Source organism: Actinorugispora endophytica (assembly GCF_004363075.1).
In the GTDB taxonomy this organism is placed as follows: Bacteria; Actinomycetota; Actinomycetes; order Streptosporangiales; family Streptosporangiaceae; genus Actinorugispora; species Actinorugispora endophytica.
In genome coordinates this window covers 102,352-124,221 of the sequence record NZ_SNYN01000005.1, presented here as the reverse complement: position 1 = coordinate 124,221, position 21,870 = coordinate 102,352, and the positions used below count along the sequence as shown (strand labels likewise).

24 protein-coding genes and 1 pseudogene are annotated in these 21,870 nt (G+C 69.1%); 11 read left to right on the top strand and 14 right to left on the bottom strand.

Annotation, left to right across the window (positions count from 1 at the left end; all coding sequences use genetic code 11):
• Window positions 1–130: 130 nt before the first annotated feature.
• The 8 genes from EV190_RS09475 to EV190_RS09445 form a co-directional block, all read right to left on the bottom strand.
• Window positions 131–493, bottom strand: coding sequence for an ATP-binding protein (locus EV190_RS09475; RefSeq protein ID WP_166655423.1), 363 nt, complete (start codon window positions 491–493; stop codon window positions 131–133).
• Window positions 494–612: 119 nt separating this feature from the next.
• Window positions 613–1,398: a helix-turn-helix domain-containing protein gene (locus EV190_RS09470; protein WP_133741116.1), complete on the bottom strand. Its 786-nt coding sequence runs from the start codon at window positions 1,396–1,398 to the stop codon at window positions 613–615.
• Window positions 1,399–1,436: 38 nt separating this feature from the next.
• On the bottom strand, window positions 1,437–2,435 hold the full coding sequence (locus tag EV190_RS09465) for a hypothetical protein (RefSeq protein WP_133741115.1): 999 nt from the start codon (window positions 2,433–2,435) through the stop codon (window positions 1,437–1,439).
• 839 nt (window positions 2,436–3,274) lie between these two features.
• Window positions 3,275–3,826: an HD domain-containing protein gene (locus EV190_RS09460; protein WP_133741114.1), complete on the bottom strand. Its 552-nt coding sequence runs from the start codon at window positions 3,824–3,826 to the stop codon at window positions 3,275–3,277.
• Window positions 3,827–4,348: 522 nt separating this feature from the next.
• Entirely contained in the window at window positions 4,349–4,756 is a 408-nt protein-coding gene (locus EV190_RS09455; protein WP_133741113.1) for a hypothetical protein, read from the bottom strand.
• Window positions 4,757–4,835: 79 nt separating this feature from the next.
• Window positions 4,836–4,958 (bottom strand): hypothetical protein, encoded by a 123-nt coding sequence (locus tag EV190_RS24295; protein WP_279536611.1) that lies wholly within the window; start codon window positions 4,956–4,958, stop codon window positions 4,836–4,838.
• A 184-nt stretch (window positions 4,959–5,142) separates the two neighbouring features.
• Window positions 5,143–5,409 carry an AbrB/MazE/SpoVT family DNA-binding domain-containing protein gene (locus tag EV190_RS09450; RefSeq protein ID WP_243742465.1) on the bottom strand — a complete coding sequence of 89 codons (267 nt, stop codon included), beginning with the start codon at window positions 5,407–5,409 and terminating at the stop codon, window positions 5,143–5,145.
• A gap of 130 nt (window positions 5,410–5,539) precedes the next feature.
• Window positions 5,540–5,833 (bottom strand): hypothetical protein, encoded by a 294-nt coding sequence (locus tag EV190_RS09445; RefSeq protein WP_133741112.1) that lies wholly within the window; start codon window positions 5,831–5,833, stop codon window positions 5,540–5,542.
• 118 nt (window positions 5,834–5,951) lie between these two features.
• Here EV190_RS09445 and EV190_RS09440 point away from each other — a divergent pair, with 118 nt between their 5' ends.
• Together EV190_RS09440 and EV190_RS09435 are read left to right on the top strand one after the other, a co-directional pair.
• Window positions 5,952–6,188 carry a hypothetical protein gene (locus tag EV190_RS09440; protein WP_133741111.1) on the top strand — a complete coding sequence of 79 codons (237 nt, stop codon included), beginning with the start codon at window positions 5,952–5,954 and terminating at the stop codon, window positions 6,186–6,188.
• Between the two features lie 192 nt (window positions 6,189–6,380).
• Window positions 6,381–9,689, top strand: coding sequence for a type ISP restriction/modification enzyme (locus tag EV190_RS09435; protein WP_133741110.1), 3,309 nt, complete (start codon window positions 6,381–6,383; stop codon window positions 9,687–9,689).
• A 95-nt stretch (window positions 9,690–9,784) separates the two neighbouring features.
• Here the strand turns inward: EV190_RS09435 and EV190_RS09430 are convergent, their stop codons facing one another.
• Both EV190_RS09430 and EV190_RS09425 read right to left on the bottom strand, forming a co-directional pair.
• A complete protein-coding gene (locus EV190_RS09430) occupies window positions 9,785–9,976 on the bottom strand; it encodes a DUF397 domain-containing protein (protein ID WP_133741109.1) in 192 nt (63 codons plus the stop codon).
• A gap of 30 nt (window positions 9,977–10,006) precedes the next feature.
• Window positions 10,007–10,849: a helix-turn-helix domain-containing protein gene (locus tag EV190_RS09425; protein WP_133741108.1), complete on the bottom strand. Its 843-nt coding sequence runs from the start codon at window positions 10,847–10,849 to the stop codon at window positions 10,007–10,009.
• 218 nt (window positions 10,850–11,067) lie between these two features.
• On the opposite strand from EV190_RS09425, the gene EV190_RS09420 reads away from it, so the two are divergent.
• From EV190_RS09420 to EV190_RS09395, 6 genes and pseudogenes are all read left to right on the top strand, one after another.
• Window positions 11,068–11,535, top strand: coding sequence for an ATP-binding protein (locus tag EV190_RS09420; RefSeq protein WP_133741107.1), 468 nt, complete (start codon window positions 11,068–11,070; stop codon window positions 11,533–11,535).
• Window positions 11,536–11,765: 230 nt separating this feature from the next.
• The gene (locus tag EV190_RS09415; protein WP_133741106.1) at window positions 11,766–12,338 is read left to right on the top strand and encodes a hypothetical protein; all 573 of its coding nucleotides are present in this window, start codon (window positions 11,766–11,768) and stop codon (window positions 12,336–12,338) included.
• 792 nt (window positions 12,339–13,130) lie between these two features.
• A complete protein-coding gene (locus EV190_RS09405) occupies window positions 13,131–13,676 on the top strand; it encodes an NUDIX hydrolase (RefSeq protein WP_243742464.1) in 546 nt (181 codons plus the stop codon).
• Window positions 13,677–13,863: 187 nt separating this feature from the next.
• A pseudogene (locus EV190_RS24530) lies at window positions 13,864–13,977 on the top strand (DUF6879 family protein); the annotation flags it as partial.
• 3 nt (window positions 13,978–13,980) lie between these two features.
• Entirely contained in the window at window positions 13,981–14,121 is a 141-nt protein-coding gene (locus tag EV190_RS24525) for a hypothetical protein (RefSeq protein WP_208113124.1), read from the top strand.
• 76 nt (window positions 14,122–14,197) lie between these two features.
• Complete coding sequence (locus EV190_RS09395; RefSeq protein WP_133741104.1) at window positions 14,198–14,668, top strand: NUDIX hydrolase; 471 nt, start codon at window positions 14,198–14,200, stop codon at window positions 14,666–14,668.
• Between the two features lie 106 nt (window positions 14,669–14,774).
• On the opposite strand, the gene EV190_RS09390 is transcribed toward EV190_RS09395, so the two are convergent.
• Together EV190_RS09390 and EV190_RS09385 are read right to left on the bottom strand one after the other, a co-directional pair.
• On the bottom strand, window positions 14,775–14,984 hold the full coding sequence (locus EV190_RS09390; RefSeq protein WP_341770541.1) for a hypothetical protein: 210 nt from the start codon (window positions 14,982–14,984) through the stop codon (window positions 14,775–14,777).
• Window positions 14,985–15,119: 135 nt separating this feature from the next.
• Window positions 15,120–15,527 carry an ACT domain-containing protein gene (locus EV190_RS09385; protein ID WP_133741103.1) on the bottom strand — a complete coding sequence of 136 codons (408 nt, stop codon included), beginning with the start codon at window positions 15,525–15,527 and terminating at the stop codon, window positions 15,120–15,122.
• Between the two features lie 273 nt (window positions 15,528–15,800).
• Between EV190_RS09385 and EV190_RS09380 the strand changes: the two genes are divergently transcribed.
• Window positions 15,801–16,280 (top strand): YybH family protein, encoded by a 480-nt coding sequence (locus tag EV190_RS09380; RefSeq protein ID WP_133741102.1) that lies wholly within the window; start codon window positions 15,801–15,803, stop codon window positions 16,278–16,280.
• A gap of 87 nt (window positions 16,281–16,367) precedes the next feature.
• On the top strand, window positions 16,368–19,220 hold the full coding sequence (locus EV190_RS09375; RefSeq protein ID WP_133741101.1) for a DUF6493 family protein: 2,853 nt from the start codon (window positions 16,368–16,370) through the stop codon (window positions 19,218–19,220).
• Window positions 19,221–19,595: 375 nt separating this feature from the next.
• Here the strand turns inward: EV190_RS09375 and trxA are convergent, their stop codons facing one another.
• The gene (trxA, locus tag EV190_RS09370; protein ID WP_133741100.1) at window positions 19,596–20,030 is read right to left on the bottom strand and encodes a thioredoxin; all 435 of its coding nucleotides are present in this window, start codon (window positions 20,028–20,030) and stop codon (window positions 19,596–19,598) included.
• A gap of 234 nt (window positions 20,031–20,264) precedes the next feature.
• Here trxA and EV190_RS09365 point away from each other — a divergent pair, with 234 nt between their 5' ends.
• Window positions 20,265–20,474: a hypothetical protein gene (locus EV190_RS09365; RefSeq protein ID WP_133741099.1), complete on the top strand. Its 210-nt coding sequence runs from the start codon at window positions 20,265–20,267 to the stop codon at window positions 20,472–20,474.
• Window positions 20,475–20,540: 66 nt separating this feature from the next.
• On the opposite strand, the gene EV190_RS09360 is transcribed toward EV190_RS09365, so the two are convergent.
• Window positions 20,541–21,746, bottom strand: coding sequence for an LCP family protein (locus EV190_RS09360; RefSeq protein WP_243742463.1), 1,206 nt, complete (start codon window positions 21,744–21,746; stop codon window positions 20,541–20,543).
• Between the last annotated feature and the right edge of the window lie 124 nt (window positions 21,747–21,870).

Here is a 21,870-nt window from a genome sequence, read left to right as displayed (position 1 = left end):
CCGTCCAGTGCCGACGACGCGAGCACTACCCGGGAGTTTAGTCCCCTAGACAAACCAGGGTCGATGACCTCGCCGGACGCGGAGCTGACCGCCTTGAACAGCCTGCGCCGTCGCGGCATACGCGGACCGGTCACGAAGACCCGTCGGGAACCAGTTCGGCCCAGACACGCAGACCCACGGGGAGTTGGTCGGTGCCCCACTCCTTAGACAGCCTTGCCACCAGGCTCAGGCCCCGTCCGCGTTCACGATCAGGACCGGGCATCGTGGGGCTCAGCGAGGGAGTCGTCTCGGCCCCCAGGTCAACCACGCTCACCCATACCGAACCGGGGTTGGACTCCACCGCGACGATGAACGGCCCGCCGTACTCGCCGCTCATCGAGTGCTGAAGCGCGTTGGACACCAGCTCGCTCACCACGAGCACCGCGTCATCCATCATCGGATTGCCGTCGAGCACCGCACGGGTGAAGGCCCGCGCCGTACGTACTTCGGTCAACTGGCCAGGGAACATCCGCGACCACTGTCCCACCACAACCACCACCGTCTAGAGGGCTATACACCTTGGTGATGGGAGCGTAAGCCAAGACCAGGTAGTGATTCAACGAAAACAGTGAATCACTCGGCAAGCTTCCTGAAGTCGTCCCGAATCGTCGCCAGCAGTACCCGAGCCTCATCCCCGCTCACAGCCGACCGCTCCACCACAGCGAAGGCGTCTCGGTAGGCGGCAACGGCATCCGGATCGCTGATGGTCACCTCGGCGGTGAAGGTCTCCACCGACACGGCCTCATCCCCGTACAGCGTGAACCCATGCGGAGGCACCACACCGAGCGGAACCGACCACGGCACCACCCCAAGCCACACGTTCGCCCGCCGAGAAACCGCCGCCAAGTGGTCGAGCTGGGCAAGCATCACCGACCCATCACCGGGCCAGGTGCGCAATGCCCCCTCGGTGATGGCGAACCGAAAGTCCCGTTTGTCGTCATCAAGCAAGCCGGAGAGCCCGAGGTCCCGAGTCCCCGCCGCCTTGGCATATTCAGCGGTTCGCAGAGCCCGAGGAATGGCCGCCGATTGAAACGCCGACACAGAGGAAACCGAACGCTCAAGTCTGCGCACCACGTCCGACTTCAGCGAGAACCCAGCATCAACCCGACGCTCATTCGTCGCCGAATACGCCGCCCGAACCTCAGAGCGTAGCCGAGCAGCCTCTTCCTCACCGAGCGGCAAAGCCGAAATGATCTGATCAACCACCTCAGCAGACCGCACCCGCTGCCCGTTCTCAACTCGCGACAACGTTGACTGGGCCACCCCCGAACGCCGAGCCAATTCCCGGCCAGACCACCCCACATGCTCGCGCCAATTGCGTAATTTTTGGCCGATTATTAGAGCTTGTTTTAGATTCATGAATAGCTATCATAGCGACATGGTTTCCTCTGGGGAAACTAATCCATCTCCATTTCCCCTTGCTCGACTAGAAGTTTGGCCGTGTCAAATGCTTTTCCAAAGGAGATATTATCGACCCACCCTTTGCGCGTGACATGATTCCACCAGTCCATTTCGTTGAATCTTTTTGCAGAGATAAAGTACTCTCCTGGGCCGTCGTAGTTAATGATCCCTTTGCTGTTAATCACCCACTGTGGTTGGACTATCTGTATTACTTCACCCAAGGGATAAGTGAGACCATGAGAGCCAGTTACTGCCTTGTGCGACAAGCCTAGGAGATCGCTTAGCTCCCTGAATATCTCACTTGAATCAAAAACGGCATCGCCAGGATATAGCCCTAAATCCTGTAACTTGAGGGCAAGTTCGGCTAAAAAATCAATTACATCTTGCCCTTCGTGCCAAATTATGCTCTCAATAGGTCTTGAATCGTCTATTTCAATAGGAATGGTAAGTCCCTCGTGTAGTCTTATTTGAGACGGACTGAACCTCGCGTACAGCTCCACTACCGCAGGAATTGTGGTCCTACACCCGGTATCTGGTATGAGTCTGAGTTCTCGGGCGCGCGCTATTGCTTCAATTATCGTAGAGCGATCCGGTGAATTCTTCACGGAAAGAATCAGCTCTTCGTCGTTTTTGCGCCCCGATGCTAGTTTGTTGATTACGGCCTTGGATAGCTCTTCCTGTGTCCGCTTCACCTCTTTGGTTAAGGAAGAGATGGAATCTCTAGCCGCCTGACTTTCGCCTTCTAGGCGCCCTTGATTTCTTTTTATTTCTTTCTGACTCTTCTCGAATTCGTTCAATTTCCCTTCAAGTTTTCGCTCTAGAAAAAAGAGCGGAGCAAAAATAGCAATGGAAGCTCCGATGCTTATAAATAGATTAGAAACCCAAGAGGTCCAAGCTGCAGGAAACGGAAGCAGGCTTGCAATCGGGGTTGATGCGCCTATAAAAAAGAGGGATATTGAAATCACTAAAGCGATCCAAAAATATACTTTCCTCATAATCCAAATTCTTGTAATTAAAGATAGTCTTTTTGTTGCCGAGTTGAGCTATATGGGATCAAGGCTCCGGCGCTTCGCGCCGTCGTGGGGTTGGGCTGGGGCTCCGGCTGCGGGCTGCCGCCCGGTCCGGAGCCCCAGCCCAACCCTCACGGGGGTTAAGGGCCGTTATGGGTATCCCAGCACAGCAGTAACCGCCGAGTCATGGCAACGCAAAAACTGACGTAGCCGGACAACCCCACACCGCTTGTGGTCCCGCCTGTGGTCACCGACGGGCTCGGGTCGCGTGGCACTCGATCGCGGTAACGACTGCCTGTGGTCCAGGCCCCAGCGCGATCGAGCACCACGCCCCGAGCCCGTGGTCACCCGCCGCGGTGGTTGCCGGGAGCGCACCGCCCCGCCGCCTTGTCCCCGACCGGTCAGCGCCACCACCCGCGAACCGCAGGAAAGCACACAGCCAGTGATGGAGCCGGCCAATCTCCCCGTGCCAGTTCCGTGCCAGATACGGGAGCGCTTCAGAGGGAACCACGGGGAATCAGCGGCACATCAGCCACAACAGCACAGGTCAGCGAAACACCAGCTCAGCGATAAACCGCCCCGACCGCTTCCCAAGCTGATAGCGCGGGTTCGATTCCCGTCATCCGCTCCACAGAGCAAAGGCCCAGGTCAGGGAGACAATCCCGAACCTGGGCCTTCGTCGTTCCCGAGGGGTTTTCGCGGCTCCGTGCCACACACGTGCCACAGGGCGGACCTCAGCCGCCGCCGTCCTCCTGGGCCCTGCGCCACTCTTCGAGTTCCTGAGCGGCCGGCCCCGCACGTCGGCCGACCCACCACCGCCCTGATCAACCCACCCGGTTCAACCGCCCCTCGACCGCACGGACCGAGGCGGTCAACGCCAGCATGGACTGGGAGATGGAACGGTGCACGATGCCGCCGGGGGTGTGGCACTCCAGGATCTCCGACAGGCGGCGTTCCAACGACAGGCGTGTGCCGTCGAGTCCGGTGGTCATGTCGGAGTAGGTGAGCGCGTCCAGCAGGTTCGCGGGCGGGAACGCGAACTCCTCCACCAGCTCGTCCCGCAGACCGCGTTCCCCTGCCTCCACCCAGGCGCCGGAGTGGTGGGCGACGAGCGAGTACAGCCGCTCATCCGCCTTCTCGGTATCGCGCAGGTAGCGGGCACCGTCGAGCGGGTGGAAGCCGGTGGCCGCCAGAGCCGGCGAGTAGCCGATGTCGTGCAGCCAGGCGGCGGCGGTCACCAGGTCGGTGTCATCGCCGAGCAGCGCCGACAGGGATTCGGCCCGTTCGGCCACCCCCCGGGTGTGCGCCCACCGTCGGGGCGACGGATCCTCGAGGAGACGCCGAGCCAGGTCGCGTGCCCACAGAACGTCTCCCATGTCTACAGGCTATGGGGTTTCCGGCGCGGGGGTGTTTGGCGCGCTGGTGCTTTGGGTGGGTCGTTCGGCCTCACGTCCGCGAACCGCGAGGTGACGGCGGGCGGCGACGTCGGGTGAGGGTCGAGGCCGCGCCCACGACGTCCGTTGCGTGAGGGTTCCGCTGACGGTCTTGGGCTTTCTGCCCGTTTCGGGGCTTGGAAGGGCGGAAAGCCCATGATCGTTCCGGGAGGGCGGGACCGGCCCTCGAACCGCCGCGCAGCGGACATCCGGCGGTTATGCGCGGACCTCCCGGCCCCGCCCGCCGTCGCCGCTCGTCGTAACAGGCCCTGAGGGGACCCCGCCCCGGCAGAGCCCCGAATCACCCCCGCGCCGGAACCCCCATAGCCTGGCGGCGTTCGCGTGTCCCGGACGGACCTGCCCTTGCCGTGGGCCGAGTGGACCGCACCCGCCCCCTCCATTCCGGTCAGCGCCTGACACGCGGTTCCGGGGAGAAGGACAGCAGAAGCGCCGGATTGGGCTGCGTCAACGACTGTCCGGAAGTGTCCGGGCGGTCGGCCGCCAGGTGAGCACGGTCGCGTCGTCGTGGCTCTTGGAGCGAGGCCAGCGCTTGCCGTCGGCATCTGCGCGTTCGGCGTCGCGCACCCGGGCGATGAGCGCGTGCGGCCCCTCGGCCCACAGCAGGTCGAGCATGGTCCGCCAGGTGGCCAGGCCGAAGGTGTCGGTGAGCCGACTGGCCCCGTCGGTGAGCATCGCCAACCCGGCCAGGTCGGCGAGCGCGACGCTTCCGGTGAGCGCTTCGCAGGCGGCGCGCGGATCGGCGCCCGCCGTCCAGAACCCGCCGGGAACGTTGCGCCGCTCGGTCAGAGCAGCGTCCCACCTGTGGTCCAGGCCCCGGCGCGATCGATCACCGCACCCCGACCCCATGAACACTCGCCGCGGTGATTGCCGGAAGCGCACCGCACCGCCGCCTCATCCCGACCGGATTCCCGGGGCAAGGGTCCTGAGCCGGTCAGGGCGGTCCGGGGCTGAAGATGGCGTGGGTGCCGACGCGACGCCAGATGACGTGGGGGGTTCCCGAACGTTGTTCGTCGCCGTACTCCCAGGTGGCCCGGCCGTCGGGGGCCCAGGTCATCTCGTAGACCTTCTCGGTGCCTGGACCCGTTTGACGCGCAAGCCGGGACGGAACTGCCCGGTGTCGAGGTCGGGGACGAACTGCTGGGTGATGGTCTTTTTGAACCGTGCCTGCTGTTCAAGCGTGAGGGCCTTGAAGTCTCGCTGGAAGCGAGGAGTGGTGGCTAAGGTGGGCGCTTACCGGGTCACTGTTCCAGCTCGGTGAACATAGCGTCGGCGTCCCCGTGGACGGCGACGTCTCCAGTGGCGATCTCCCGGCTGACCTCGCGCTCGCCCTCCTGCCACTCCTCGGTCCAGAACCATCGCTGCTCGGCCGGGACCACGGCCAGGCCGCGGAGCCGGCCCTCGCTGTCGGCGCCGACGGCGAACTCGGCCTCGTCGCCCTCGCCGATGTGCAGCGGCTCGCTGACGTCTGCGGGCAGCGTGAGCTGGTTCTTCCTGCGCACGGTCACCCGACGCCGACGCTCCTTGGAGGTCACGGCCCACCCCTCTCGCTCCAGCCGTACGGTTTCCGTTCAGTATTGGCCGGAAAGTACGGTTGTCCGACCGTAGGCGAGTACTTGACGAGAAGAGCCGTCACTGTCAGCAATTCCGCTGACCTGACCGAAGGAACCGGCAACCGGAACTGCCCTCCTCGCGCCACTGGTCCGCCCAGGCGCGCGGCACGGCCTCGGGGCCGGCCCAGGCCACGATCCGGCCGGAGGGAGCGGCACCGGGAGCGCCCTCGCGTCCATCGTCCAGCACCACCGCGACATTGCCCCGGCCTGCTCCCGGTGCCGACCTCCAGCACGCGCGGACCCGGCGCGACGTCGAGGTCGTCTGTCCGGTCGGAGCGGTTGCTGGTACGTAGACTCGGGACGCATGCGGCGTGAGCATACCGCCGGTACATTTGCATCCTCGATTTTCGCCATAAGCACCCTGCCTTCTTTCGGTTCTTTTGGCACCCGAACTTCACACCTGTCGGTTTTCAGCATTCCTGACGAGAAGAGACGCGATGGATAACGCCGGGCTGAGAGCGCTCAAGCGCGGCCCCGTCCCCGACAAGTCGCGGTGCCGCGATGTCGCCTATGAGGACTTGCACCCCGGCGAGTGCGACGAGCAGACCGCCTACGGGGCGGCTGTCGGCTCCACCTACTGCGGGGCGCCCAAGGCCGAGGGGTTCAAGCTCTGCCTCTACCACCTGTTCAACGCTCTGAACGGCGGAGTTCCGAAAAGTCGACTCCGAGGGTAACGGAAGCGCACAAAGCCCCTGAAAAATCCCACCCCCCACACGTCAGATCCACAGCACCTTTCAGCACACGAAACCCAAAAGAGACACAACAGGACACCTGCTCCTTTCATAATTAGTTTCATGGTGAAATCCTCTTTCTTTTGCAAAAATCGGAACCACTGAGGAAAATTTCATCAGGGCGAGGGGACGCGTGTGGGTCCGGAGTGGTTGTGCCTGGCGGTGTCGGGGTTCGGGAAGCGATGTGCCGAGAAGCTGCGGGAGGGTGTCGGCCAGCCAGAAGCCGCCATCCGCGGCCCGGTCGAACAGTTCCTGACCACCACAGGGCGCGCTTTCGGCCTGGCGGTGGTGGCCCACGACGAAGCGCGGGTGAGGGAGGTCGGGGCCCGCCCGGACTTCGCGATCCGGGTGGACGGGGTGGTCACGGGGCACGTCGAGCTGAAGAAGCCCGGGGAGAACCTGGACCCGGCCCGCTTCACCGGCCACAACAAGCGCCAGTGGGAACGGCTCAAGGACCTGCCCAACCTGCTCTTCACCAACGGCGCGGACTGGCGCCTCTACCAGCACGGCGCCCTGGTCGCCCGCACCGTGTTCGACGGAGACCCGCGCACCTCCGGGACGGCCCTGGAGTGCCGCGACCCGGCCTTGGAACCCCTGCTGCGCGCGTTCCTGCGGTGGGCTCCGCCGCCGATCACCACCGCCGACCAGCTGGTCGAGGCGGTGGCGCCGTTGTGCCGGCTGCTGCGCGAGTCGGTGCTGGAGCAGCTCGCCATCGAGCACCAGGCCGTCAAGGCCGGGGCCGACCCCGACGACCAGCCGTTCTCACTCCTCGCGAGGAGCTGGCGCACTCTGCTCTTCCCCAGCGCCACCGACGAGGTGTTCGCCGACGGGTATGCCCAGACGGTCACGTTCGCACTGCTTCTGGCCCGCACGGAAGGCATCGACGTCGCCGGTCTGCACGCCCACCAGGTCGCCCACCGGCTCGGCGCGCACCAGACCCACTCGCTGATGGGCCAGGCGCTGAAGCTGCTGTCGGAGAGCGCGGTGGCGTCCTTCCAGGTCACGCTGGACCTGCTGCGGCGCGTGGTCGGCGCGGTGGAGTGGGCCCCGATCTGGGCCGACCGCGACGACGCCTATCTGCACCTCTACGAGACGTTCCTGAGCGTCTACGACCCCGCGCTGCGCAGGGCGTCCGGCTCTTATTACACGCCGGTCGAGGTCGTCGCCGCCATGGTGCGCCTCACCGAGGAGGTGCTGACCGCCCGCCTGGGCGCTGGGGAGGGCTACCTGTCGCCGGGGGTGACCACGATCGACCCCGCCATGGGGACGGGCACCTTCCTGCACTCGGTCATCGACCACGCGGCCCGGCGCGCCGCCGAGACCGACGGCCCCGGCGCGGTGGGCCCCGCCGTCAGCTCCCTCGCCGAACGCCTCATCGGCTTCGAGTTGCAGATGGGCCCCTACACGGTCGCGGAGATGCGCGCGGTCGACCTGCTCAAGAGCCACGGCGCCCGCGTCCCTCCGGGCGGGTTGCGCCTGCACGTCACCAACACCCTGGACGACCCCTATGAGGAGGCCGTGGCCCTGCCGGGCCTGACCGCGCTGTCCAGGTCCCACAAGCAGGCCAACCGGATCAAGGCCGAAACCCCCGTCACCGTGGTCATCGGCAACCCGCCCTACCGTGAACGCGCGGACGGCCTGGGCGGCTGGGTCGAGTCCGGTTCCCACACCGCCACCGCGCCGCTGGACATGTTCCGCGAGGAAGGCAACGGCCGTCTGGAGTACGTGCTCAAGAACCTCTACGTCTACTTCTGGGCGTGGGCGGCCTGGAAGGTGTTCGAGGCCCACCCCGCTGATCAGCACGGCGTCATCTGCTTCATCACCACCAGCGGCTACCTCGCGGGCCCCGGGTTCCGGGGCATGCGCCGCTACCTGCGGGAGACCTGCTCCGAGGGCTGGATCATCAACGTGTCCCCCGAGGGGATGCGCCCCGATGTGCCCACCCGCGTCTTCCCCGGTGTTCAGCAGCCCCTCGCGATCGGTGTCTTCGTACGCCGCGCCGACACCGACCCGGCGGTTCCGGCCGACATCCGCTACGCCCACGTCACCGGACGCCGCGAGGACAAGTACGCCCAACTCGGCACCATCACTCTGGACGGCGCCGACTGGCACAGGGTCCGCACCGCCTGGGAGGCGCCGTTCCTCCCCGCAGCCGATTCCGCCTGGGACGACTACCCTGCCCTCGGTGACCTGTTCTGCTGGACCAGTCCCGGTATCAAGCCCAACCGCACCTGGGTCTACGCCCCGCACCCCGACATTCTGCGCGCGCGTTGGGACAGGCTGCTCTCCGCGGACCAGGCCGAGAAGTCGGCGCTGTTCAAGGAGACCCGCGACCGCACTCTGTCCAGTAAGAAAGACCCGCTCCCGGACACAGCCATGTCTGACGGGCCACTGGAGAAGGAGAGGGGAGCCTGCCCCGCACCGAAGCGGATCGCCTACCGCTCCTTCGACCGGCAGTGGCTCATCCCCGACAACCGGGTTGTTGATTTCGCGCGCATGGACCTGTGGAGCGCTGAGGCGCGCAGTGGACAGCTCTACCTCACCGAGCAGCACTCACAGTCCGTCCGTTCTGGTCCTGCTGTGGTCTTCTCGACTCTCATCCCGGACATGCACTATTTCAAGGGAAGCGAGGGCGGCCGTGTCCTCCCGCTGCTGCACCCGGACGGCTCAGCCAACCTCGCGCCCGGCCTTCTCTCCTGCCTCACCGGTGTCTTGGGGACGCCGGTGACGGCGTCAGACGTGGCCGCCTACATCGCGGGGACGACCGCCCACCCCGCGTTCACCGAGGAGTTCGCGGACGAGCTGGTCACCCCGGGCGTCCGCGTTCCGATCACCGCCGACCCGGATCTGTGGGAGGAGCTCGTCATGGTCGGCAGCGATCTGGTCTGGGCCTCCACCTATGGCGGAGCCTTCGCCGACCCCCGGGCCGGCCGTCCCGAGGGCACGATCGCGTTCGCGGCCTCGGACCCGCGACGGCCGAAGAACCTCACCCCGCTCGGCGACGGCCTGCCGGACAGGCTCGCCTACACCGAGGGCGAGGACGGGGAGGGGACGCTTCACGTCGGCCGGGGCTCGTTCGGCCCGGTCACCCCGCGCATGTGGGCCTACGACGTCGGCGGCATGAACGTCATCAGGAAGTGGTTCTCCTACCGCAAGGCCAACCCGGGCGGGAAGAAGACCAGCCCGCTCGACGGCATCCACCTGGACGCGTGGCCGCGCGAGTGGATCACCGACCTCAACGAACTCCTCACCGCGCTGCGCCGCGTCACCGACCTCGAATCCGAGCAGGCCGACCTCCTCGACCGGGTCCTGTCGGGCCCCCTCATCACCGCGGGCCGGCTCGCGGCCGCAGGCGTGAGGTTCCCGCAGGCGGCCAAGGACCGCAGACCCCGATACGGGCTGGCCACCCCCGGAACCGAAACCGGCCAGGGCACGATCCTCTGACACCCCTGACGGACGCCGCCCCACCATGGCCCCGATGCGGCGGGGAGGGCCTGGCCTCCTGCGAAGACCAGGCCCTCCCCGCCGCATGCGCCCTCTCAGAGCGTGTCGTTCTTCGCGGCGGTGAGGAAGGCGCGCCACTCGGCGGAGCCGAAGAGGAGCGCGCCGAGGTGGCGGTTCTGGGTGTCGCGCACGGCGGACGCTCCGGAGGCGTCAGCGACCTCAACGCAGTTGTTGCTGCTGGGGTTCGTGTAGCTGGACGTGCGCCACACGGCGGCGGTCAGGTCCATGGACTTCCTCTATTCGGACGACTGGACGTTTCAGGAGTTCAGCCGTTCAAGGAAGTCACGGGAGTCTTCGACCGACATGGCGCTCCCCTGCGTGCGGCTGAAGATCAGCCTATGCCGGGCGATCTCCGTGTCCGAATCCAGGTAGAAGCCGTCCTTGTGGGTCTCCAGGTAGACGACGCTGCCTGCCGCGTTCGCACCGTCGAAGCCCAGGATCGTGAAGGGGATTCCAGCGGCCGCGTGTGCTCCTGCGGAGAACGGAAGCACCTGGATGTCGACGGACGGTCGTTCGGATAGTTCGATCAGGTGCTGGATCTGCTCGCGCATGGTCTCAGGGCCGCCGATCTGACGGCGCACGGCTGCCTCGTCGATGACTGTCATGAGCATCGGTGGCTGTTCCCGGTCCAGGACCGACCTTTGCCGCTCGGCACGGATTTCGAGTCGCTGCCGCACCTCCTGTTTAGGGACGTCGGTGGATGTGTTCATCAGCGCGGCCGTGTAGTCACGGGTCTGGAGCAGGCCGGGGATGAGGGCGATGGCGTAGTCCTGGATCAAGGTCGCTTCCGCTTCCAGTCCGATGAACGTTCCCGGAAGCACGTCCTTGTACTGGAACCACCAGGGCGTCTCCTTGCGGGAGTCCCGGGCGATCTGGATGAGCTCTTCGGCTACGGCCTTGTCGGCGTTGTAGATCTGGCAGAGCGCCATGATGTCGCCTGCCTTGACTCTCTGGAAGTCCCCTGCTTCAAGCCGCTGGAGTTTGGCGCGGCTCCAGCCCACCAGCTTCCAGGCTTCGTCCTGGGACAGTCCGGCCTCGTTGCGCAGCCGCTTCAGCTGGATGATCAGGTGCCGCCGTCGAACAGGCATCCCCATGGCCATACCGCTCTCCCTAGCCGAAGTGCTTGATGCAGACATCGTATGGTTCCTGACTCAGAAAATCCCAAAACGACTTTGAGGCACGATGCGTCAAGGCTGTTTATTTTTGAGGCCACCTCGTTTATCTTAGACATCACTTCAAGTGTTCACGCCGCCACCGGCGGCCTGGTCCTGTGGGGGTACTTGTGTTGCCTGTGGTGTCGTCGGGGGCGTTTTCGCCGGTGCGGTGGGAGCCGCGTATCTACGAGGGGTCGCTGGAGAAGGCCGCTGTCGTGCGTTCGCACGTGCGCAAGGACCTGGGCGGGTTTGCTCCGGGGCTGGTGGACGACGTGGAGTTGTGCGTCTCGGAGCTGTTCGCCAACGCGGTGGAGTACACCGCCTCCGGAGGCGAGGGCGGGGAGGTGGTACGGCGACTCTCCCTGCCCGAGGCGGGGCTGCTGCGGGTGGAGGTCGCCGACGGCGGCTTCACCGACACCCGGCCCACCATCCCGGAACTGGCCGGCGACGACTGGTTCACCTCCGAACGCCACCGGGGCCTGCTCATGGTGTCGGCGCTCGCCAAAGGCTGGGGCTTCTACCCGGTGTACGCCCACCCCACGTTGAACCTGGGCCTGGTGGTGTGGGCCGACCTGCCCCTGGACCCCGCACAGGTCCCCGCCGGGCTGCCCCGGTTCGTGCACACCACCTGAACCCAGCCCCCGGGCGGCGTCTCCTCGGCGATCTTGACGTTTTCGGGGCCTCGGACGCGGTTGAGACCCCGAAAACGTCAAGATCACCAAGAAAAACGGACACCACGGACAACCGGAGCGCCAACCGCCCCTCCTCCGACCCGCACGCCGTCGCCGCCCCGTCACGGCCCCCGGCCCCGCACCCCCTCGACGACCACCACGGCCGCCACCCCGGAAAGGACCCGACACCCATGACCGTCACCGTCACACACGGCGACATCCTCGCCACCCCCGGCACCCCCGGCATCCCCGGTGCCCTCAGCATCCCCGGAACCCCCGGCACTCTCGACACCGGACGGCAGGACGAACACCTCGCCGCGCTCATCCGCCGACTCGCCGACCTCCGCCCCGAGATCGCCATCGGCTGGACACCACCCCCGGCTCCGGCCCCGGCCCTGTCCCCGGTCCCCTCGCCGCGACCGCCCCGCTTCCTGCCAGACCCCCGCTTCCTGCACCCGCTCGAACCGCACCCCGTCACCGGGCGCTGGCCCACCCGCGACGACTTCCCCGCCCCCCGCGACGTCGTGGACTCCATCGCCCGCCTGCGCGCCATCGCCGCCGGAACCCACCGGCACGGCCAGTACTGGCCCCGCCACCCCAACGACCGGTTCCTCGCCCGCAAACGCCGACCCACCCGAATCCAGCGCTCCATCCGCGCCATCCGCGCCGTCCGCACGACCCACCGGAATCTCCTGGGCGCAGGCGCGCTGCTCGGCACCGCCATCATGGCCACCAGCCTCGCCGCCACCCTCCTGACAGCATGAGAGAACCAGTCCCGACCCGTAACGGGTCGGGACCAGCGCTCACCGCCCAGCGGACTACTCGTCCAAGACCTCGACCGTCTCGTCCCCCGACGGCTCAGCCGCTCGCGTGGTGTGATCACGGGAAAAGGAGCGGTCGCTCCGCGAAGCACCGCCGGAGGAAGGTCTGTGGTGTCTCCCGGGTGGGCGGCTCGAACCGCTCACAAACTGCTGCGTGACGTGGGAACACGCTGGCCGCACGTCAGACGCGCCGGGGAGCGGGCCCGGTCGGTCGCTTCCACGGTGCCGGAAGAGGACCAAGACCTTCTCGTCGCGGCGGGGAAGCGGGGACCGGGAACCTCCGGCGCGGGGGGCTCTGCGTCCACAGGAGGGGCCTGCCCGATGATCTTGGGCTTTCTGCCCGTTTCGGGGCCTGAAACGGGCAGAAAGCCCAAGATCGTCACGAGCGAGGGCAGGACCATTCCCCGAACCGCCGCGTCACAGACGCCCTGCGGGGACGCGCGGGCCTCCAGCCCCGCCCGCCGCAACAAGCCCCGAACGGACCCCGCCCCGACAGGGCCCCAACCACCCCCGCACCGGAGCTTCCCCGGCCGGTGATCTGGCCCTGTTCCCGCGTGAGGAGTCCTCGGTCGCCGACGCGCTGTGGTACGCCGATCTGACCAGCTCACCGACGGGCGATCAGGTCGATCCGTCCGATCGGCTCGACGTCCGTTCCGGATAACAGGCCGGGATCAACCCAGGTACGGATAGTCACCGGACAGGTAGTCGCCGATCTGCTGGCGCATGCTGGGGTGGATGTCGAACCGCTCCAGGTCCTCCGGGCGCACGATCTACGAAAACCGGTGGGTCTGTCTCGGCAAGGCCGATATCACCACGCCATCGGGGAGCCGGTTCGAACACCATACGGTCACGCTGCCGTCGGCGGCGATGATCGCGGTTCTGGACCACGGGGACGAGAACGTGCTCATGAGCTACCGACACCGCTTCGTTCCCGACGTGTGGGGGTGGGAGCTGCCGGGTGGTTTGCTGGAAACGGGCGAGGCCCCAGAGGACACAGCGGTGCGCGAAGCCGAGGAGGAGACCGGTTACCGAGTCGGTTCCGTGGAGCATGTCGTGACCTTCGAACCGATGATCGGCACTGTACGCAGCCCGCACCACGTGTTCGTCGGCCGAACTCCCGAACGTGTTGGTGATCCCAGCGAATTCGACGAGGGCCGCTTTGAGTGGGTCCCCATGGCCAAGGTCCCCGAACTCATCGCGGTCGGTCAGATCCAGAGTTCGGGCACGCTGATCGCGTTGCTGCACGTACTCACGAACCGATCCTCCTCACCCGCCGGGTAACTTGGCGATCCTCACGCGCTGCCGCACCGACCCGGTGGTTCTGGCCAGGTCAGCGGCGCGTTGGGCATGTCTTCGCGCCTCGGTTGTGTCTCCTCGTGCGGTCAGCGCGAACGCCAAGTCAACGTACATCAGGTACGAGCACCACATCACCCGCGCCAACGTCATCGCCGGGGAGCAGGTGAGGTAGCTGCCCTGCCGCCGGACGACCGGCATCGCGTTCCCCGGCAACGACTTCTGGCTCTTCGACGACCGGCTCGTCCGCGTCAACCACTTCAGCGGAGACGGAGTCCTGCTGGACCAGGAGGTGACCGACGACCCCTCCGTGGCCCGGGTCCTGGGGGAGGACGTCGCCTCCCTGTGGCCCCTGCTCAAGCCGGGCACCGGGAACGGTCCGGCTGTCCGTGAGGAGCTGGTGGCGGTCTACGCCCGGCGCGCGGCCGTGTGACAGGGCTCTTCACCGCCCACTCGGCGAGTTTCGACGCGGTGTGGGAGAGCGCCGACCCGATCCGGGAGTGACCACCGTGGCCCGTACCGAGTACTACGACGACCCCGCCGCGCCCGTGCCCAACAGCACGGTCGTGGCCGCCAGCGCGGCCGTGTTCGACACCCGGGGGCGGCTGCTGATGCAGCGGCGCGCCGACAGCGGCCTGTGGGCCCTGCCCGGCGGCGCCATGGAACCGACCGAGAGCCTGCCCGAGACCGCCGTGCGCGAGACCCGTGAGGAGACCGGGATCGACATCGAGATCACCGGCCTGGTGGGCACCTACACCGACCCCCGGCACGTCATCGCCTACACCGACGGCGAGGTCCGCCGCCAGTTCAACGTCTGCTTCCGGGGCCGCCCGCTCGGCGGCGCCCTGGCCGTCAGCGGCGAGTCCACCCTCGTGCGCTGGATCCCGCGCGGCGAACTCGACGCCCTGCCCATGCACCACACCCAGCGCCTCCGCGTCGGGCACGCCCTCGTCCCCGACCGGCTCCCCCACCTCGGCTGAGAGACCGGGTCCACGGCCCCCGGGACAGCCACCGGCAAGGGGCGTTCCGACGCGGCCAAGACGTCCGCGACCGTCCCTCAACGCGGTTCGGGGCTGACGGATCCGGTCACGGCGCCCCGCTTCCCCGGCCTTCCCGGTCGGCTCGTCCAACCAGCGCGAGCAGGCCGGGGAGGTTCGCCTCGGTGAACTCGGCGAGCCGGGGCGGGAGGAGGCGGACCGCCGAGAGGGCGTCGCGTGTGGCGGGAACACTGACCACCTCGTAGGAGCCGCGTCCGGGTTCGGTGAACTCGGCTCCCGTCCGGTCGGCCGGGTCCATGGAGGTCAACCGGGCGGCGAAGACGTGCTGGAGACCCAGGCCGCCGGGAAACCCGGAAGCCCTGATTCCCGGGGACGTCCGACCGTTCGGGCTTTTCGGGCGGCCTCCGGACCAGGGGCCTCCCGGCCGCGCCGGTCACGGGGGCGGCGGCTTCCGCAGGCCGGCGAGCGCCGCGAGCGCGTCCTCGGCGCGGTCCTCGGGGACGAGCAGGTGGTCGTGGTGGAAGCCCGCGAGCACGTTGCAGCTGATGCCCGCCCCGGCCAGCGCGGCGCTGAAGGCCGCCGTGAGTCCGACCGCCTCCAGCGCGGAGCGCACGTCGAGCGTGAGCCAGGCGGCGACGAAGTCGTAGGGCAGGCCCTCGGCGTCGGCGGCCTCGGCGGGGAGCACGAGTGTGGCGCCCTCGTCCTCGACGACGGACGCGGCGGCCTTCCCGCGCAGTCCGGCCGCCCGCTCCTCGTCCACGGTGACGAACACGTACCGTCCGGGCCGCCTCGTCACCGTGAGCGTGCGCAGCATGAGCGCCAGATCGGTCTCACCGGCCATGCCGTCAACACCCCGTCCGTCGTCGTGGTCAGCGCCGCCGACAGGCTAACCCGGTGCCGGCCCTGCCGGTCACCGCGCCCGGGCAGGGCACCGCACCGGTCGGGGCACCGCACCGGTCGGGGCGGGAACGGCGGCGAAGCGCCTGAACCGTTCAGGGCCTCCGAGGGACGGGGCTCCTCGCGGACGTGGGTGCCGTGCTCCCGGGTGCGCCCCGGCCTCCCGCCCCCGGCCGGACCGGAGCACGATTGGCCCCGGAGCAGAAAGGAGAACGCCATGACCGACGAACAGACCACCGCCGTCGCCGACCTCCACACCGACTGGGTGTTCGGATGGGACGTGGAGGAGGACGGTCCGCCGTTCGTCTTCCGCGAGCGGGCCGGGCGCTTCTACGACTGGGAGACCGACGACGCGGCGCTCTACGACGACTTCGACCCCGGGCACCGGATCGCCCGCGGTCCGGCCGAGTACGGCGACATCTGGCAGCCGGCCTTCCGGCGTATGCGGTCCGCCCGCCACGGCGTCGCGGACGGGCCGCGCGTGGTCGTGGACGGTTCCCTCGCCGCCTCGACACTCGTGTTCGTCGCCCGGCTGGAGATGCTCGACGGCACGGTGACGGGCGTCCGCACGAACAGCTCGCTGGTGTGGCGCCGACGCCCGGACGGGTGGCGGATCGTACGGGAGCACAACTCCTCGGTCGTGCTCGGAGCCGACGAGATCGAACCCGCCATGGCGGCGGCCCGACCGGGTCGCTGACGCGGGACCCGATCCGGCGGAACGCGGCGGCCTGACGGAACGCGACGGCCCGGCGGACCTGACAGAGGCGTCCTCTACGGTCTCCCCATGGAAACCACCGACTCCATGAAGACCGACACCCCGCCCTCCCCGTTCAAGAGGTTGTCGGAACGAGAACGGGCCCTGCTGGAGAGGGCCGGGGCCGAACTCGCCCCCGGGGCGTACGCGGTCCTGGCGGCCGTGGCCGAGGACGCTGCCGACCGGCTGCCGGGCCTGATCGCCGCGCTGTCGGAGAAGGAGCGGCGCTCCTGCGCGCGCTTCCTCAAGGCGTGGTCGGAGTGCGCGCGCCCCTGGACGCCGCGCAGGAAGGCGCTGCTGGTCGCGGGCGCGGGCTGCCACACGGGCGCGGCCGACGTCGCGCGGTGGATCACCGGCCGGAGCATGGCGGACGTCTTCGACACCGACAGCGGCGTCCGCGTCCTCCGGCTCCTGGCCGGGCGCCCCGGGGACTGGCTCGCCGACGTCGCGCACCGCGTCCTGGCCCGCTCGGGCAGGAGACCGGAGCACCACCACTTCAGCCTGGTCCGGTACCTGCTCCTGCTCTCCGGGGCTCCCACACCCGATGACGAGCGGTTCGTCCGGGGGTGGATGAGCGAGCGCTGGGACTGGGACGCCGACCGCTGGCCCCTCGTCGTCGACGGCTCCCTCGCCGACCGGCCCCAGGACGGGGGGAGGCCCCCGCTCGTCGAGCAGCTGCGGGCCGACCCCGGCCTGGACGAGATCCTGCCGCGCGTGTTCGAGACGGACGGCACCGGCCACCTGCTGGAGGCCGGCGACCCCCTGGCGACCGACTCCGGCAGGGACGTCTGGTACGACGCGCTGACCGCGCTGTGCCGGGAGGGCCGCCTCGACCGGGAGGCGCTTCTGGACGGCGCGCTGGCGCGGCTGCTGCGCCCGGGCCGCCCGGGCGACCTGCGCGGCTTCCGGAAGCTGCTCGACGCGCTGGAGCCCACCGAGGACGAGTACGCGGCGCGTACCGCCACGCTGCTGCGGCTGCTGCCCGACACGCCCTCTCCCGTGGCGGGCCACGCCCAGAAGGTCCTGGCCCGCTTGGACGAGGCGGGCCGCCTGGAGGACGAGCACCTCGTGGACGCGTCGGCGTCGGTGCTGTTCCGCACCGAGGCGACCCTCGTGCGCGCCCAGTTGTCGTGGCTGGACCGGGCGGCGCGCCGCGACCGGTCCCGGGCGGGGCTGGCGGCGCTGGCCGCCGCCGACGCGTTCGGCCATGGCGACCTGGCCGTGCAGGAGCGCGCGTTGAACCTGGTGGCCCGCCACCTGCCCGCCGCCGGGGACGCGGTGCGGCCCGGCCTGGTCGCGGCGGCGGCCGCGCTGACCCCGGCCCTGCGCGGCCGCGCCGCCGAGGTCCTGGGCGGGGCGGTCGCCGACGACCGTCCCGAGCCCGACGTCCTGCCCGCCGTCTCCGGCCCCCGGCCGATGGAGGCGCCGCCGGCCACCGCCGTCGAGGTCGCCGAGGAGGTCAACGCGATCACCTCCGCCATGCGGAGGAGGGACTGGGGCGGCGCCTCCGATGTCTCCTCCGACGTCCCCGCGTTCGAGCGGATCCTGGACGGGCTGGTGCGCCACGCCCACCGGGACCGGGACGGCCTCGTCCACGCCCTCCAGGCGGTCGCCCGCACCCACCCGTGGACGGGCCTCCACCCGTACTACGCCGGTTGGGACACGGGCGACGTCCGCTGCGTGGTGGCCGAGATCCTGGGCGAGACCACCGGAAGCCCCCTTTGGGAGACCGAGTACTGGGTCACGAAGCCCTCCGGCAACCGCCGGTCCAACACGTCGCCGTTGAACGCGGTGCTGCGGGAGCGGTTGCGGGAGGTCGCGCGCATGGTCGTCGGCGGGGCGCCGCCGTTCCTGCTGGCCACGCCCACGCTCACCGACGGCCGGATCGACCCGGCCGCGCTCGTGGAGCGGATCGCCGAGTACGAGCGGGTGGGCGCGGTCCCCGGGGAGGTCGACCTGTCCCAGGCGCTGCTGCGGGTGGACGCCGCCGCGTGCGGCGGGGACGTCCTGGCCCGTGCCCGGGGACTGGCCTCCGACGCGGGCCGCAGGCTCACCGCCTGGCTGGAGGCCGGGGGACTCCCCGAACCGGAACCGGAGCGGCTGGGGGACGTCTGCCGGTGCGGGAAGCGCGAGGCCGAGCACCTGCTGTTCGCCTGCGAGCGGGTGGACGCGCCGACGCCGCTGGCCGAGGTCTTCGGTCCCGTGCTGGAGGCCGGGTCCGAACCCCCGCCCGTCTTCTCCGACGACATCGGCCACTGGCCGTCCGTGGTCCCGGTCCGGCGCGAGCTGGTCGCCCTCCACCTGCAACCGACGTTCGCCGAGGCCGTCTACGAGGCGCCCGGAAGCCGGATGCTGCTGCTGCCCGCGCTGGCCGAGGGCTCCGGCGCGGCCGGGCCCGCCCTGCACCTGGGCCTGGCCTGCGGCCTGGGCGCGCGCAACACCGGGATCCGGACCGCCGCGGTGGACGCGCTGCTGGCCCTGGCCGCGCGCGGCGGCCTCGACCCCGCGCTCCTGGGCCGCGAACTGGCCGAGGCGACGCGCTACGGACACGTCGGCTCGGAGCCGCTGGCGGAGTCGGTCCGGGAGGCGGCCCGCTCCGGCGCCTCCGGCGCGGTGTGGACGGCGCTGTCCGCCGCGCTGCCCGCCCTGCTCGACCGCGACACCGAGAAGGCGCTGCGGTCCACCAAGGGCCTCTACGGGGAGGAGAGGGCGGAGGCCATGGAGGCGCGGAACCTGGCCCACCTCCTGGAGGCGGCCACCGAGATCGCCCACCACCACGCCTTTAGGGGCGCGGTTCCGCAGGTGAGCGCCTTGGCCGCCCACAAGGGCTCCACCCGCCTGCTCAAGGCGGCCCGCCACCTCCGCGACGCACTCTCGGACTGACCTCCCGGCGGGTGAGGGCCGGGGCCGGGGCCGGGGCCGCGCCCGCCATGGCCGTCGCGTGAGGGATTCCGTTGACGGTCGTGGGCTTTCCGCCCTTCCCGGCCCCGAAACGGGCGGAAAGCCCAAGATCATTCCGGGTGGGGGCGGAATCGGCCCTCTAATGTCCGGTGATCTTGCTGTTTTCCCCCGAAGTCAAGGTTCTCGAGGGGAAATAGCAAGATCATCAACGGAAACCACGCGAAACGGACGTCGTGGGCGCGGCCCCGACCGACACCCTCCGTCGCCGCCCGCCGTGACCCCGCGATCCGCGTGGCGTGAGGCCGAACGACCCACCCGAAGCACCGGCACGCGAATCACCCCCACCCCGGGGACTCCCTAGAACCCCCGGTCCGGGCCCGGGGCGGACTTCTCCGCCGGTCCTCCGCCGGCCCGCGCGGAGTCGGTCGCCGTCCTCAGGGGCGTGGGGTCGGACCAGGTCACGGCCTTCTGCCCGGTGACCGCGCCGATGAGCTCCTCCAGGCCCCGCTCGGGCAGCGCGCCCATCTGGGTGTGCACGACGGCGCCGTCGCGGATCACCATCAGGGTGGGGATGCCGGTGACCTGGAAGGCGTCCGCGAGCTCGGGCTGGGCGTCGATGTCGACCTTGCCGAAGACGACGTCCCCGTTCCGGTGCTTCTCCGCGACCCGCTCGAAGACCGGGGCGAACGCGCGGCACGGTCCGCACCAGTCGGCCCAGAAGTCGACGAGCAGCACCTTCGAGCCGGCCGCGGTCCTCTGGAAGTTGCTTCGGGTCAGTTCGGTGCTCGCCATCCGGATCTCCCTGTCTCTCCTGGACACTCCCTGCGGACCGCAGGCAACAGTGCGGCCCCTCAAGGACGGTGACGCGCATTCTCCCGGACGGTGGTGACCGTCCGCTCCCCCGCCGCCACCGCGCGGATGACCGGGTGTCCGGGTCCCGGCCGATTTCGTCATGATCATCGGGCGGCTATGGTGGACGAAGATGATCAACGCCGCGGTTTCGTCCGCCGTCCACCAGGGGTGTCGATGAACAGGCCCGATCGATGGGACACCGTCGACCCGTTGCTCTTCGAGGGGCGCGTCATCCAGGCCGCTCTCGCGGTCAAGGCCCAGTGCGACGCCACCCTGCCCGAGACGATCGCCCTGCTGGGGGAACGCGTCGAGGAGCTGCGCAAGGTCTCCCCGGAGAAGTTCACCGTGAGCCTCGACGACTACTGGCGGGGCATCCACACGTAGTGTCCCGAGCCCGTCCTCCTCGGCGATCGTGACCTTTCCGGGGTCACGGTCGGCGAGGAGAACGGGTCAGCCCGCGCAGGCGTCGGCCTGCTCGTCGGCCGCGGCGGTCATGGCGTTCATCTCGTCCACGACGGACGCCTCCCCGGTACCGGCGCCGTCGGAGTCCTCGCCCCCGGCCTGCCCACCGCTCTCCTCCTCGTCGCCGCCTGCCGTCGCTTCCGCCTCCTCCTCGGGCAGGACCTCGCCCTCGGCGATGGCGGCGAACAGCCGGTTCGCGGGCTCCTCGACCAGGACGACCTTGTCGGTGTCCGCCGGGTAGTCCGCCAGGGGCGGGGTCACGAAGGAGACCCGCTCCAGGTCCACGTCGCGCATCGTGACCGCCAGGTCGGCCATCGCGTCGACGGTCAGCCCGTCGTCGGTCGTCAGAGAGCCGGTGACCGCGTCCAGGAACGCGTACACGGCGGTGGGGCTGGACAGGATCTCGCCGCTGGTCACCTTGCGCGCGATGGCGCCCATCATCCGCTGCTGGTTCTCGATCCGGCCCAGGTCGCTGCCGAACTCGGTGCTGTCGCGGCTGCGCGCCAGGCCCAGCGCCTGCTCGCCGTCGAGGACCTGCTCGCCCGCTTCGAGCCGGAGTCTGGCCTTGGGATCGTCGACGGCCTGGGGGACGCACATCGGCACGCCGCCGACGGCGTCCACGATGTCCTTGAACCCGGCGAAGTCCATCATGGCGAAGTGGTCCAGGCGCACGCCGGTGATCTCCTCCACGGTCTTCCACTGGCATTCCACTCCGCCGTACGCCATCGCGTGGTTGAGCTGGTCGAAGACGCCCGGCGTCCCGGGGAACCCCTCTCCGGCCGGGTCGCACGGGGGGATGTCGGTCATCAGGTCCCGGGGCAGGTTCATCAGGGTCACCGCCCCCTTGTCCGCGTCGACGCTCGCGACGATCATCACGTCGGGCCGGATGCCCTCGGTCGAGCCGTACTCGGCGTTCTCGCCCGTGCGCACGTCCGAGCCCATCACCAGGATGTTGTGGACCCCCTCGACACGCTCGGGCCGCTCCTCCCACGAACCGGTGTCCACGTGGGCGGTCGCGATGTTGCCCGAGACGCCGTAGTACCCGGCGTAGGCGGTCAGGCTCGCCGTGATGACCAGGCCGGTCGCCGCGCACGCGACCCAACCGCCGACGGACAGCCTCCACACCGCGCGGAGCAGTCCGGGGGAACGCCTGACCGCGGCGCGGCCTCCGCCGGCGCGTCTTCTTCTGGACAAGGGAAGCCCTCGATTCGGGTAAGGGGAAGTCGGATCGTCCGGACGCGTCGCACGGCTCCGGTGACGCGCCCTCGGCCGCGTTCCGGGCGCCCCTGGGGAAGCGGGGCGCCCGGAACGGAGCCGG

Bases quoted from the DNA above. Each gene is read 5' to 3' on its own strand.
- EV190_RS09440 (WP_133741111.1), top strand. From the start codon at position 5,952: ATGGATAACGCCGGGCTGAGAGCGCTCAAGCGCGGCCCCGTCCCCGAC.
- EV190_RS09460 (WP_133741114.1), bottom strand. From the start codon at position 3,826: ATGGGAGACGTTCTGTGGGCACGCGACCTGGCTCGGCGTCTCCTCGAG.
- EV190_RS09380 (WP_133741102.1), top strand. From the start codon at position 15,801: ATGACCGACGAACAGACCACCGCCGTCGCCGACCTCCACACCGACTGG.
- EV190_RS09385 (WP_133741103.1), bottom strand. From the start codon at position 15,527: ATGGCCGGTGAGACCGATCTGGCGCTCATGCTGCGCACGCTCACGGTG.
- EV190_RS09445 (WP_133741112.1), bottom strand. From the start codon at position 5,833: ATGCTCACGCCGCATGCGTCCCGAGTCTACGTACCAGCAACCGCTCCG.
- EV190_RS09465 (WP_133741115.1), bottom strand. From the start codon at position 2,435: ATGAGGAAAGTATATTTTTGGATCGCTTTAGTGATTTCAATATCCCTC.
- EV190_RS09425 (WP_133741108.1), bottom strand. From the start codon at position 10,849: ATGGCCATGGGGATGCCTGTTCGACGGCGGCACCTGATCATCCAGCTG.
- EV190_RS09470 (WP_133741116.1), bottom strand. From the start codon at position 1,398: ATGAATCTAAAACAAGCTCTAATAATCGGCCAAAAATTACGCAATTGG.
- EV190_RS09430 (WP_133741109.1), bottom strand. From the start codon at position 9,976: ATGGACCTGACCGCCGCCGTGTGGCGCACGTCCAGCTACACGAACCCC.
- EV190_RS09415 (WP_133741106.1), top strand. From the start codon at position 11,766: ATGACCGTCACCGTCACACACGGCGACATCCTCGCCACCCCCGGCACC.
- EV190_RS09375 (WP_133741101.1), top strand. From the start codon at position 16,368: ATGGAAACCACCGACTCCATGAAGACCGACACCCCGCCCTCCCCGTTC.
- EV190_RS09405 (WP_243742464.1), top strand. From the start codon at position 13,131: ATGTCGAACCGCTCCAGGTCCTCCGGGCGCACGATCTACGAAAACCGG.
- trxA (WP_133741100.1), bottom strand. From the start codon at position 20,030: ATGGCGAGCACCGAACTGACCCGAAGCAACTTCCAGAGGACCGCGGCC.
- EV190_RS09365 (WP_133741099.1), top strand. From the start codon at position 20,265: ATGAACAGGCCCGATCGATGGGACACCGTCGACCCGTTGCTCTTCGAG.
- EV190_RS09390 (WP_341770541.1), bottom strand. From the start codon at position 14,984: ATGGACCCGGCCGACCGGACGGGAGCCGAGTTCACCGAACCCGGACGC.
- EV190_RS24295 (WP_279536611.1), bottom strand. From the start codon at position 4,958: ATGACCTGGGCCCCCGACGGCCGGGCCACCTGGGAGTACGGCGACGAA.